This window comes from Psychrobacter sp. TAE2020, assembly GCF_018919485.1.
Taxonomy (GTDB): domain Bacteria; phylum Pseudomonadota; class Gammaproteobacteria; order Pseudomonadales; family Moraxellaceae; genus Psychrobacter.
The window spans coordinates 1,512,837-1,525,680 of the sequence record NZ_JAHLMU010000001.1 but is presented as its reverse complement, the minus strand read 5'-3'; the positions used below and the strand labels follow the sequence as shown (position 1 = coordinate 1,525,680).

Below are 12,844 nucleotides of genomic sequence, written 5' to 3'. Positions count from 1 at the left end.
TAAGCTTTAGTAACTTCTAACGACCTCTAATAATCTCTATTACATATCGAAGATCTTACCTCTATTCATAATATTATTAGGATCAAAAACTGTTTTGACTGCCTTTAGATAATCGATCTCTAGCGCACTACGACTATATTGCAAATATGGCTTCTTGGTCATACCCACGCCGTGCTCGGCTGATACTGAGCCACCGTATTTTTGCACAGTCTCAAAAACGTATTTATTGACTACCTGACATTCTGCAAAGAATTCATCTTTGCTCATGTTCTGAGGTTTAAGAATGTTCAAATGCAGATTACCATCACCGATATGACCGAACCAACAGACCTCAAAATCGGGGTAGTTACTACTAACGATATGATCAATGTCGTTAATGAAGTCAGGAACATGAGTAATAAGTACTGAGACATCATTCTTGTAAGGAGTAAACACCGATATGGTCTCAGAAATATACTCGCGTAGCTTCCACAGTTCCGTTGCTTGCGCAATACTTTGACTCATGACCCCATCAACGACCCAGCTTTGCTCCATACAATGCTCAAATATCGCCATTGCTTTATCCATAATCGGTTCATAAGGCGCTTCAAACTCAATTAAGGTATAAAACTTAGTGCGTGATTCAAACGGCTCTTGCACTTGCCCATGGGCCATTAGTTTATCAATAGCAACATCGTCAAAGAACTCAAATGCGGTCAGATCGATCTTAGCCTGAAAAGCTGAGAGCACGTTCATGACGTCAGTGAAGTTGTCCATACCTAACACCATCACCGTCAACGCCTGTGGTAAACGCTCAAGCTTAATCTGAGCATGAGTGACTAAGCCTAAAGTTCCTTCACTACCGATAAATAGCTGGCGCAGATCATAACCAGTAGCGTTTTTGACCATACCCCGATTCAGTTGTAAGATATCGCCTTTGCCAGTAACTACCGTTAGACCCATAATCCATTGACGAGTCATGCCGTAGCGAATCACTTTAATACCGCCAGCATTAGTGCCAATATTGCCACCCATTTGGCTAGAGCCTGCCGAAGCAAAATCAACAGGGTAGTACAAGTCTTTGGATTCGGCGAACTGCTGTAATTGCTGAGTGACTACTCCGGCTTCTATCTCTACTAACCTATCGGCAGGATAAAAATGTCCAATATGATTCATCTTATCCATACTGACTACAATCTCACCATTGGCAGCAACCGCACCAGCTGATAGACCCGTGCGACCACCACTAGGGGTTAGCACTACTTTGTGCTGATTAGCTAGTAGCACGATAGCTTGGACTTGCTCAGTACTCTTGGGAAAAACAATAGCCGCTGCCGCAGGTGCAAAATGCTTAGTCCAATCTTTACCCCAATGTTCTAGACTCTCTTCATCGGTTTTGATTTGACTATCATCGAAATAATGGCTGCTGACAAGCGCCTCTAAGATAGCTTGGACAGCGGCAGTGTTGGCAGCTCTAACAGAGTCGAGGGTCTCAAGCATATTGTCCGGAATAGATGATTTGGACGATCTAGACATAGCTTCATTGGTATCCGCTTGGTCTGCGGTATGAGTGCGCTTGTGAGCAGGACGGTGGTGCTGGTTCTGTGCTACAGTCATGGCGGTCTCGAATAGGGTAGGTGGCTATAAAAGGATAAGACTAAAAGCTAAAAACCGGCTGTTGAGTGGCCGAAGTAAGCATTAACTAATAGTAATATTATCATAATACTAGCCTAGAGCTATGCAAGCTTGATAGGGATAGATAATATCATTGAAGAAAATGGTAACTATTTATTTAGTCCTATCCTCTAACATCGTGGCTTGAATTTGTGTAAGATGATTAAACCGTTTTTCGTTGCAGGCATGCAACCTATCTATCCGTCAATTATAGGACAGCTTTCACATGGCGCTATCACTACAAAAAGATAAAATCCGCTTCTTATTATTAGAAGGCGTGCACGAGAATGCCTTAAAAATACTAACAAACGCTGGCTATCAAAACATTGAGTCTCTTAGTCATGCACTCGATCAAGATGAGTTGATAGAGAAGATCAAAGATGCACATTTTGTAGGTATTCGTTCACGTACTCAGCTAACTCGTGAAGTGCTTGAGCATGCTGAAAAACTCATTGGTATTGGTTGCTTCTGTATTGGTACTAACCAAGTTGATTTAGAAGCCGCTCGCCAGATGGGTATTCCAGTCTTCAATGCTCCTTACTCTAATACTCGTTCAGTAGCTGAATTAGTATTGGCTGAAGCTATTATGCTGTATCGTGGTATTCCTGAAAAGAGCACTACGGTTCATCGCGGTGGTTGGGGTAAGTCTGCCAAAAACTCTCATGAAGTACGCGGTAAAACTATCGGTATTGTAGGTTACGGCTCTATCGGCTCGCAGTTATCAGTATTGGCAGAGAGCTTCGGTATGAAGGTTATCTATCAAGATGTAGTGACTAAATTGCCCCTTGGTAATGCGGAACAAGTCGGAAGCTTGGAAGAGCTGTTGGGTAAAGCCGATATCGTCACTCTGCATGTTCCGGATGTGGCAAGCACTCGCTATATGATGAAAGCTAAGCAATTTGCGCAAATGAAAGATGGTAGTTACTTTATCAATGCTGCACGCGGTACTTGTGTTGAAATTGATGATTTAGCTGCGGCACTCGAGTCAGGCAAGATCCTAGGTGCGGCTATTGATGTATTCCCTAAAGAGCCAAAATCTGCTGATGAAGAGTTTGAGTCACCACTGCGTAAGTTCGATAATGTGATTTTGACTCCGCATATCGGTGGCTCAACTCAAGAAGCACAAGCTAATATTGGTTTAGAAGTGGCTGAGAAATTCGTTCGCTATTCCGACCAAGGCGATACCGTAACGGCGGTCAACTTCCCAGAAGTATCAATCCCGTACAAAGAAGGCACACACCGTCTGCTACATATTCATAAAAACGTACCAGGCGTACTGTCACAGATTAACCGCTTGTTCGCTGAAGCGCATATTAACATCTTAGCGCAAAGCTTGATGACTGATGGTGATGTGGGTTATTTGATGATGGATGTGGATTATCAGGATTCTGATGCCGCTCTGGATCAACTCAAAGACGTGGAAGAGACCATTCGACTACGTATTTTGTTCTAACAGCCGAAACGCTAACAACAGTTATAGCTACTCATTAATAGCAGCTAATCAATGCTGTAGGTGGTTTTAGTTAGTCTAATAAAAAATAGCGGACAGTTTTCAAAATTGTCCGCTATTTTTTCGTTGTTTAAGTAGTGCTAATGTTGCCAACGCTACATGCTGTGTACATTTAATCGTATAAGTTAACATAATCTTTATAATAAAGCACGCATGACAACTTATACTACACAGCTGGGTCTATCAATGAACTTACAGCTTAGTTTGAGGTAGGGATCATCTATTAAATTCAGATTAATCCACTTTTTATTTAATTACTAATTTGATCGACGTTATAGAACATCATTGCGATTTTTCTATGGGCAAAATATCGGTTTCATTAGTACTGGTTTTATAACATAACAATATAAGAACCGAGCAATAGTAAAAGTCTTATAGAGTTATTTTCTTAACTTTACTATCAACAATTTTAATAACCTAATCAATGATTAAAGGAAGCTTTATGAAAATGAACATAATGAAAGCAGCCGCACTCGGTGGCGTATTAGCCATGACTGCAACGGCTAGCTATGCTGCGGATCAAGATGCTTATCAGTTATCAAGCCATATCTTAGATATCAGTACTGGTAAACCTGCGCCAAATGTTAATGTAAAATTGATGATGCAACAAGCTAACGGTAGCTGGAAATTAATAAATACTGAAAAGACTGGTGAGAACGGCCGTATCAGTAATTTCTTACCGAACGAAGGCGAAATCGATAACGATGGTATTTACAAATTGATTTTTGAGACTACTCCATACTTTTATAACCAAGGTCTAGAAACTTTCTATCCTTATATCGAAGTTAACTTCAATATCAAAGGTAATAATCACTACCATGTGCCAATTACTTTATCTCCATACGGCTACAGCACCTATCGTGGTAGCTAAATCGTAACCTGATTAGCATAGTTAGTGCATAAAAAAAGAGATGGCCTATTAAGGATCATCTCTTTTTTTATATTTTTACGTTAGCTATTAAGCTTATTTTGCCTTAGCTTTATTGGCCGCATCAGCTTGACGACGCAACTCAGTTTTAGCCGCTTTACGCTTCTCTATAACCTCAATCACATCGCTGCCGATATGTGCTTCGCCACGCTTTTGCGCCAATTGCATCTGATGCTCACGCTCACGAAAGCGCGCTTTTTGTTCCTCAGTAGCTTTGCCAATACAATGAGGGCAAGACTCGCCTTTGATATAAGCGCTGCTCTGCATCTCTATTTGGGTAATAGGCATACGACAAGCAAAGCACTGCTCATAGTCACCCTTTTCTAAGTTATGATTGACTGATACTCGGTTATCAAAAACAAAGCAGTCGCCTTGCCACATTGACTCTTGTTGTGGTACTTCTTCTAAGTATTTTAGGATACCACCTTCTAAGTGATAAACCTCATCAAAGCCTTGTTGACGCATGTAGGCAGTAGATTTTTCACATCGGATACCACCAGTACAGAACATCGCTACTTTTTTGTGTTTGCTAGGATCTAGCTCCTTGGCGACGTAGTCGGGGAACTCGCGGAAAGTCTCAGTATTAGGGTTGACGGCATTCTTAAAAGTGCCGATTTGTACTTCATAATCATTACGAGTATCGATTAAGATAACGTCGGGATCAGATATTAGCGCATTCCAGTCGCTTGGCTTTACATAGCGGCCTACTGACTGTAGCGGATCAATATCCTCAACACCCATAGTGACGATTTCTTTTTTGAGCTTCACTTTAGTACGATAAAAAGGCTGCTCGCTCGCATAAGACTCTTTAAAGGTAAAGCTACCGATGGCTTCGATAGTACGCAAGTAAGCAAGCACCTTATCTATACCTTGACGTGTACCGGAAATCGTACCGTTAATGCCTTCAGCGGCAATCAGCAAAGTACCTTTGACTTCATTATCGAGCATGGTGTTTAAGATAAGCTCACGGCATTGCTCAAAGTTGGCAAAGCGAGTGAACTTGTAAAGGGCTGCAACGACGATGTTGTTGATTTTACTATCGTAAACGCTGGCATGGTTTGATGCTTTAGGATCAGTTTGCTCCGTAATACTGCTTAGTTCGGTGCTGCTCATTTATTTCTCCTGCTAGCTAAGTCGTAAACTTAGTGCAATGATTTATTTAAAAGTTTTGATTGGCAAAGTGAATAACATCTACCAGATTGTGGAATTAGTAAATGCGAGCGTATTGTAGCAAGTTTTACTTATTTTTGCAGAGGGTTGTGCTTATAGTTTTAAATAGCGAATGGCCTTTTCTATTAGCAAGTATATCAACAGTGTAAAGGCTTTAGCTCATAAACTATTAGCTCTAGCCATTAAACATCACTCGCTAATACGGAATTTAAGTTGCTGATATAATTAAAATTAACTAATGAGTTATAAAATATAACTACATAGATTTTTGGCGTAAGCCTTGGTATATAGGCAGTTTTATATTTACAAACTATAAACAGGCGGCTATAACAACAAGTGTATATTGAATAGCATCTTGATAACTCCTAATCCCTTAGCTAGCTCATTCTACTGTAATTTCTTTATATCTTCTGCAAGGCTTTTTAGCTATTGAATACAGACAGAGATTGGTCATTTGTGTAAGGCTGAGTTTATCCTCAAAAGAGAAAAACTATGACCTATAACCAAGCTGTAACGAAAAGCGTCTCCAAGCCTAAGTTTTCGTTTATTAAAAAGGCTTTTTTCGCAGGCGCACTCGCCACAGTAGCCTTTGATTTTTTTGGTCTATCGATAGCACCTATTCTTGGTTTTGCCCAGCTCTCGCCAGTCAAGCTCCCCACCTCTATGATTGAGACTTTGTTTGGTTCAGCTCCGACAGGTATCCCAGAACTGCTGCATTACATCACCGGCTTGATGCTTTATCCAATAGGGTGGATGATTGTGGTGCGGCCCATTTGGAAAGCGATCCTGCCCTCGCTGCATTGGTCAGTTGCAGCTGTGCTCTACGGTATTGTGCTCTGGGTGTTTGCATTGTACGTTGTAGCCCATCTACTTACTGGATTGCCATCATTTCTCGGTTTTGCAGAAGTTGCTTGGGTGGCCTTGGTTGCTCACGTTATTTATGCAGTAGTTGTGGCATGGGGTTTAGAGACGCAGCTACTCGGGTAGGGACATAAACAGTGATTACTTTTACTAGTAATTACTGTCTAATAAATGCTTGAGTAACAACAAAAAATGGTTGGTTTATTAGCTAATGGCAGCTGAAACTGGCTTTTGTTACAGCCCATTAAACTACTAAAATAACTAACTTACAAGCACAAAAAACCCAGCAAGTAAGCTGAGTTTTTTTATGGCTAAAATTACTAATTATTTATTTGCTTTGAAACCAACGATCGGCTTTGCTACGAGCACTAGCGATATCTGAAGACGATAAGTTCAATGCTAATTGGCCAATTTTGCCACGAGCTTTATTACGTACTTTTTCGTCTAACATACCATCACGAGCCGCTAAGTCATACCATTTATAGGCATCAACTAAGTTCTTTTGCTTTTCGTCTAACAAGGCAAGAGTATAGCTAGCACGGTTGTCGCCGCTCATAGCTGCTTTTTCTAACCAAGTTTTAGCTTGTTGTAAGTTAGGTTTTACCCCTTCACCACGTAAATACATAATCGCTAGATTAAGCTGAGCAGGCGCAACGCCTTGTTGAGCTGCACGGGTATACCATTGGATGGCTTGCTGAGTATTCTGTGCAATGCCTTCGCCTTTTTGTAAACGCTTGGCTAAATAAAACTGAGCATGGTCGCTACCTTGAGCAGCACGAGCTGACAGATCAGAAACACTCATTAACTCAAAGCGTGAAGTATCAAGAGGTACGTTTGAGACTAAGTCAGCATTAGCGAAACCAGCACAAGAGAAAAGGGCAGTAAATAAGGCAGCTTTCAATAGTTTCATAGCGGCTCCAAAAGTAGGTAATTAATAGGCAAAAAATAAAGCTATATCGTAAAAGTAATACGATGATAACTAGTTATAGTTTGCAATATAAACTTGCCTATTTATGATTCGACTAGTCTTAGCAGCTCTAAAAACTTACTAAAAATTGCTAGCCATAAAAGAGATAAGTAATAGCAAAAAAGGTGCTATTGACAAGATTTAACTAGCTTAACACCCAACGTTACGAAACTCAAATACTAATTACGTGGTTCAACTGTAGTTTTTATTAAATAGTTATCAATAAAATCATGAAGTTATTAAGTTATAAAATAAGGACTGATATTTTTAAAAGTTACAAAATAATTATACAGCAGTTAGAAAGTACTTACAGTCTGGTTATAAATGCTTGCCAAGAGAGTTGAGTTAGATACGCTATCAATTATGACGTTTAGTAACTCGATAGATAGCAACGTCAGCGAGCAAGTTAGGCGCTTGGCGGATTAATGTGGTCATCAAAGGCGAATGACCTCTATCTGAATCGCTAACCGCAAAGCGGTTAATGATATCAATACCCTGTTGCGCACAAAGTTTCTCAAAGTCTTTAAAGGTGCATAGATGTATATTGGGGGTGTCGTACCACTCATAAGGTAGCGCCTCCGATACAGGCATCATGCCTTTGAGACCAAGATGGAGACGGTTTTGCCAGTGAGCAAAATTAGGAAAGGTGATGATGGCTTCGCGCCCCACTCGTAACATATCGAGCAGTAATTCATCTGGGGCTTTGACCGCTTGTAGCGCTCGTGCCATCACTACAGTGTCGAAGCTGTTATCAGCAAAACGTCCCAAACCATCGTTAAGGTCTTGCTCGACGATTGACAGTCCATTAGCAATTGCTTCATTGATCTTATCTTCGTCGATCTCTAATCCGTAACCACTAACGCCCAGCTTGTGTTGCAAATGTGCTAGCAGCTCACCATTACCGCAACCTAAATCCAGCACATGCGACTGAGGAGCAATCCAGCGCTCAGCTAACTGATGATCCATTCTCATGAGCGTGCTCCTGTCAGGGCGGTGTTTGGTGCGGCACTATTAGCTGCGATAAAGGGGGCAGTCAAAAAGCCTCTAACGGCGCCCATATAGCGTGGAATATCGAACAAGAACGAATCATGCCCATGGGGAGCATCTATATTGATATAGCTTACTGGTTTGCCAGTAGCCATTAACGCATTAACGATCTCTTGTGAGCGTTCAGGGGCAAAGCGCCAGTCGGTAGTAAATGACACTACTAGATACTGACATTTAGTATGAGCAAACGCCGCTTTTAGATCGTTGTGTTCATGATGAATATCAGGGTTCTGCAAGCTCGCTTCATTTGCTCGCGTTATCTCATTGCCACTATTACTAGCAGCTGCTAAAGAGTCTTCGGCTGGCGCTGATGATTTGGTGACTAGTCCGCGAGTCGGGTCGAAGTAATCTAAAGCTTTAGTCATCAGCAGATAAGTATTGGCATCGAAGTTTTCACTAAAGCGCTCGCCTTGATAACGCAAGTAGCTCTCAACCTGAAACTCGACATCATAGCCATACATGAATTTGCCGGACTTGAGGTCACGACCGAATTTGGCTTTCATCGCATCATCAGTCAGATAAGTAATGTGGCCAACCATCCTTGCTAGAATAAGGCCACGACGAGGATAAGTACCAGCTTGCAAGTAGCGTCCTTGTTTAAAGTCAGGATCTGATAGGATTGATTGACGAGCGACTTCATTAAAGCCAATATTCTGTGCCGATAGTTTCGGGGTGCAAGCAATCACTACGCAGCGTTTTAGGCGCTCGGGATAATCAACTGACCATTGCAGCGCTTGCATACCGCCCATAGAGCCACCGACGATCGCGTGCCAAACTTCAATACCTAGACGGTCTGAGAGCATAGCTTGGGTTTTGACCCAGTCCTTGATAGTAATTAAAGGAAAGTCAGGCCCATATACTTGTGGCTCGCTATTTATTGAATCAATGCTGTCAGGGTTGATAGTGATAGGACCAGTAGAGCCAAAGCAACTGCCGATGTTATTGACGCTGACTACATAGAATTTATTAGTGTCTATTGCTTTGTTAGGGCCAATCATATTGTCCCACCAGCCAGCCTTAGTGTCAGCTTCACTATGGAAGCCTGCAGCATGATGATTGCCTGATAACGCATGACAGATCAAGATCGCATTTGACTGGTCATTATTTAGGGTGCCATAAGTTTCGAACACTAAATCGAACGCCGGTAAGGTGCGATTGCACTCTAAGGTCAGTGGTTCAGCGAAATGTAGATTCTGAGGTGTGACAATGCCAACTGAGCCAGCCGATTCAAGCGGATCATTTAAATCAGCTGATTGTGCCGAATTTGATAAACCAGTGGCATTATTAGGGGTAGAGCGTTCAGTGGCTGTAAACTCACTAGAAGGATCGGGACGTGCTCTCAAAGCTACCTCGCAGACGACAGTTATCAATAAAAGAAAAGTAAAGCACTAAAAAAAGATGGTTCGCCTATTGTATGGCGATGCGCTAATGAGTACAACCTCTGCGTTAACTGTTTATTTATCAGGATATTTTAATAGTTAATTATTGGCTTTTACCCTGCGGCTGCCAGCGATAAAATGCTACACTAATTACCATTATCTTAGACTGTTTTCTACTATAATTTATCAAGATAGTTTTTTTATTGTTAATCCTTTACCTCTAATAAAATGTGCCTTTATGAAACCTCAATTGCCTCCACGTATTGCCGTCTTATTGATCAATCTTGGTACCCCTGATGAGCCCACTGCGCCAGCTGTAAGGCGTTATTTGCGTCAGTTTTTGTCAGATACTCGCGTGATTGAATTACCAAAGTTTTTATGGGCGATTATCCTAAATCTGTTTGTATTGCCTAGCCGTCCCAAGCGCGTAGCCGCTGCTTATGCCAGTATTTGGGATGGTGATTCGCCAATGCGTAAAATATTAAATGAGCAAGTGGCACTGTTAGAGCCGCGGTTGGTTAAAGATGCCGCTCCGTTTCGAGTGTCTGTACATTCGGCGATGAGCTATGGTAACCCTGGTCTACCTGAAGTCATGGATAAATTGCGTAGCGAAGGTGTGGATCACTTTGTGATGCTACCAATGTTTCCACAGTATTCAGCAACTTCAACAGGTGCAGTCTATGATGCAATAACTAAGTGGACACTTAAGCAGCGTAATTTGCCTAATATCACTATCGTTAAAGACTATTTTGCCCATCCTCTTTATATCAAGGCTTTAGCAGATAGTATTCGTCGCTTCCAAGCTAAACATGGCAAGCCTGAAAAGTTGATGTTTAGTTTTCATGGTATTCCGCAGCCTTATATGGATAAAGGTGATCCGTATCCTAGACGCTGTAAATGTACGGCTGCTCAAGTAGCACATGAGCTAGGCTTAAACGAAGATGAGTGGATTATCAGCTTCCAATCACGCTTCGGTAAGCAAGAGTGGGTCAAACCTTATACTGATGTGATATTGGATGAGTGGGCGAAGTCTGGAGTGAAGTCCGTGCAAATTCTCAGTCCAGCGTTCTCAGCGGATTGTCTAGAGACTTTAGAGGAATTAGCGATTGAAAACCGTGAGAACTTCATTGAAGCGGGCGGCGAGGAATATCACTATATTCCTGCACTCAACTTCGATGAGGCGCACATAGACTTATTAGAAGCGATGTCGGCACCGTTAGTCAAAGGCTGGGCAGGCACCTTAGAGGGCTGGGCTTAGATAAAATTAACCAAGCTAGCTAAAATACCGGACACTATGTTCGGTATTTTTTTATCTATGCTTTGGCAAGTGTCTTTATTAGAATGGTTTTGATCGATGAAATGATCAACAGCAGCGCAACCACAATATAACGAGCGCAATGCAAAAAGCTTAGATTTGATCATTTTTTCTGCTCTTTTAACAGTTATCTTCCCTCTTAATAAATATAATCCTACTTTATTTACCGCAGTGATGGATACCGAAGAAAAAGGCTGCTTTGTAAAATGCCATGACAATGTAAACATTCAAGCCTTTTATCTTGATAACTATAGCAATGAGACTTAAGTTAAACATATCAAGCGGAAGAAGATAATGACGCTATAATTTACTCATTATTAGACCAAATCATTTGATTGGTCTAAGCCATTTAAGCTATAAATGCGCTACGGCATAAAAAAGCACGCTCAATCATATGGGGCGTGCTTTATTTTTAATAACAATAACAGTAGCTATTTTAATAATAGCAATAGCAGCAAAATTAAGTTAGTGTCATTTTAGCAATTACAAATCACTATCATCGTTGCTACGTTGTGCGGCCTCTCTATCAGCGATATCGATAATATCAGGATAGTCACTGTCGTCCAAACTATCTTGTACTAATAAGTTATCAATAGTGGATTCGTCAATATTCTGTCGATGCATTGGAGTCAGGCCTTGAGTAGCACCACTACCAGCTTGCGTGTTATCAAAACCAGTACTGTCATCAATCATTTCGTCATTATCAATAGTATGCAGCATGTTATCGTCTAAATCGACTAGTTGATCATCACGATCCATATCGCTACTTTTGTGACTGGCGATTTCACTCATCTCATCAGGAAGAGGTTGCTTTGAGTTATCCATAAGTAATTCCTTATTAGTCAGCTGATTTTTTATAGCCTATTGTTAGCAGTTTTTTCATAGTGGTAATAACTTGTTTGCTAGTGTGCAACGTAAAAACAGTCACTGCTAGTAGTAAGCTGTGAAAAGATGTGCAAAAAATGTAAGGTAGCTATTATTTTTAATCATAATTTTAAAAAGAAAAACGGCTACCAATGTTTGATAGCCGCCTGTTTAATATAAATTTATTGTAAGCTAAAGACTTACTTAGTACCGATTCTACTGTTAACAAAGCGCATGATTGGGTCTGGTGCCACTTGTGAGGCCTTTTGTAATAGCTTAGCTGGCAAGCCGATAGGGTAATGGGTAGCTTTCAGTTTGCGATTCGCACAAGTACTCAGTTTAGCCAGCTTTTTTGCCACATCTTCTACAGTTAAGTTAATGCCTAGACGATCGATACTAGTCACGCTAATGTCTTTAGTCATATCAGACTTAACCCATAAAGGCATCACATCGATCACCTTGATACCCAGCTCAGCATATTCAATATTTAGCCCTTCAGTGAGACCGCGCACAAAGAACTTACTGGCGGCATAAGGGGCAACTTCAGACTGACCATAGATAGCAGAAGCCGAAGATAGATTGATGATCTTACCTTGTTTGCTATCGGCTAAATGTGGCGCTAGTTTATGACAGCCGATCAATACTCCTTTACAGTTAATATCGATTAATGACAGCTGTTTATCCAAATTAGTGCTTGGCAAGGTACCGCTAACTAGCACGCCAGCGTTATTAATCAGCGTATCTATACCGCCAAGATTATCAACCATATGCTCGATAGCCGTATCCCAAGACTCGGGATCAGTCACATCGAGATGACCCTGTACAATGCGCTTAGCTTTTAGGGCTTTTTTAAAGGCTTTATCGGTAACTGCACGCTCAAGCTCAGCGGTATCAATATCGAATAAGCCAACGCTATGGCCTTTGGCAGCTAGACGTTTAGCGGTCGCTAACCCGATACCACGTGATGCACCTGTTATTAGTATATTCATAATTCTCTACTTATTATTGAAGATTGAATAGTATTAGGGGGTTGCCTTCAGCATAGCAAATTATCATACCTATATAGCTACGTATTAGGGGATATAAGTAAGCAAATATTGCTTACTATTAACGCAGTTACAGTAGTAGCAATAATAGTAGCTGGCTAATA

Annotated in this window: 12 protein-coding genes; 4 read left to right on the top strand and 8 right to left on the bottom strand. The window is 41.2% G+C overall.

Features of this window, described 5'->3' with window-relative positions:
• Positions 1-39: 39 nt before the first annotated feature.
• Complete coding sequence (locus tag KPY62_RS06170; protein ID WP_216583176.1) at positions 40-1,479, bottom strand: FAD-binding oxidoreductase; 1,440 nt, start codon at positions 1,477-1,479, stop codon at positions 40-42.
• 400 nt (positions 1,480-1,879) lie between these two features.
• Between KPY62_RS06170 and serA the strand changes: the two genes are divergently transcribed.
• Positions 1,880-3,106, top strand: coding sequence for a phosphoglycerate dehydrogenase (serA, locus tag KPY62_RS06165; protein ID WP_216581240.1), 1,227 nt, complete (start codon positions 1,880-1,882; stop codon positions 3,104-3,106).
• Between the two features lie 499 nt (positions 3,107-3,605).
• Positions 3,606-4,034 (top strand): hydroxyisourate hydrolase, encoded by a 429-nt coding sequence (gene uraH, locus KPY62_RS06160; protein WP_216581239.1) that lies wholly within the window; start codon positions 3,606-3,608, stop codon positions 4,032-4,034.
• Between the two features lie 93 nt (positions 4,035-4,127).
• On the opposite strand, the gene KPY62_RS06155 is transcribed toward uraH, so the two are convergent.
• A complete protein-coding gene (locus tag KPY62_RS06155) occupies positions 4,128-5,204 on the bottom strand; it encodes a rhodanese-related sulfurtransferase (RefSeq protein ID WP_216581238.1) in 1,077 nt (358 codons plus the stop codon).
• A 549-nt stretch (positions 5,205-5,753) separates the two neighbouring features.
• On the opposite strand from KPY62_RS06155, the gene KPY62_RS06150 reads away from it, so the two are divergent.
• Positions 5,754-6,248, top strand: a complete 495-nt coding sequence (locus tag KPY62_RS06150) for a hypothetical protein (RefSeq protein ID WP_216581237.1) — start codon at positions 5,754-5,756, stop codon at positions 6,246-6,248.
• 202 nt (positions 6,249-6,450) lie between these two features.
• Here KPY62_RS06150 and KPY62_RS06145 read toward each other — a convergent pair whose 3' ends face one another.
• From KPY62_RS06145 to metX, 3 genes are all read right to left on the bottom strand, one after another.
• Positions 6,451-7,032: a tetratricopeptide repeat protein gene (locus KPY62_RS06145; protein WP_216581236.1), complete on the bottom strand. Its 582-nt coding sequence runs from the start codon at positions 7,030-7,032 to the stop codon at positions 6,451-6,453.
• Between the two features lie 414 nt (positions 7,033-7,446).
• The gene (gene metW, locus KPY62_RS06140; RefSeq protein WP_216581235.1) at positions 7,447-8,061 is read right to left on the bottom strand and encodes a methionine biosynthesis protein MetW; all 615 of its coding nucleotides are present in this window, start codon (positions 8,059-8,061) and stop codon (positions 7,447-7,449) included.
• Positions 8,058-9,344, bottom strand: a complete 1,287-nt coding sequence (gene metX / locus KPY62_RS06135) for a homoserine O-acetyltransferase MetX (RefSeq protein ID WP_216583175.1) — start codon at positions 9,342-9,344, stop codon at positions 8,058-8,060. The genes metW and metX overlap by 4 nt, the downstream gene beginning before the upstream one ends.
• Positions 9,345-9,753: 409 nt before the next feature.
• Here metX and hemH point away from each other — a divergent pair, with 409 nt between their 5' ends.
• Positions 9,754-10,773 carry a ferrochelatase gene (hemH, locus tag KPY62_RS06130; RefSeq protein WP_216581234.1) on the top strand — a complete coding sequence of 340 codons (1,020 nt, stop codon included), beginning with the start codon at positions 9,754-9,756 and terminating at the stop codon, positions 10,771-10,773.
• Here hemH and KPY62_RS06125 read toward each other — a convergent pair.
• The 3 genes from KPY62_RS06125 to KPY62_RS06115 form a co-directional block, all read right to left on the bottom strand.
• Complete coding sequence (locus KPY62_RS06125; RefSeq protein WP_216581233.1) at positions 10,770-11,057, bottom strand: hypothetical protein; 288 nt, start codon at positions 11,055-11,057, stop codon at positions 10,770-10,772. The two genes, hemH and KPY62_RS06125, sit on opposite strands and share 4 nt — an antisense overlap.
• Before the next feature lie 256 nt (positions 11,058-11,313).
• Positions 11,314-11,655, bottom strand: coding sequence for a hypothetical protein (locus tag KPY62_RS06120; RefSeq protein ID WP_216581232.1), 342 nt, complete (start codon positions 11,653-11,655; stop codon positions 11,314-11,316).
• Positions 11,656-11,894: 239 nt separating this feature from the next.
• Entirely contained in the window at positions 11,895-12,683 is a 789-nt protein-coding gene (locus KPY62_RS06115) for an SDR family NAD(P)-dependent oxidoreductase (RefSeq protein ID WP_216581231.1), read from the bottom strand.
• Positions 12,684-12,844: the final 161 nt, after the last annotated feature.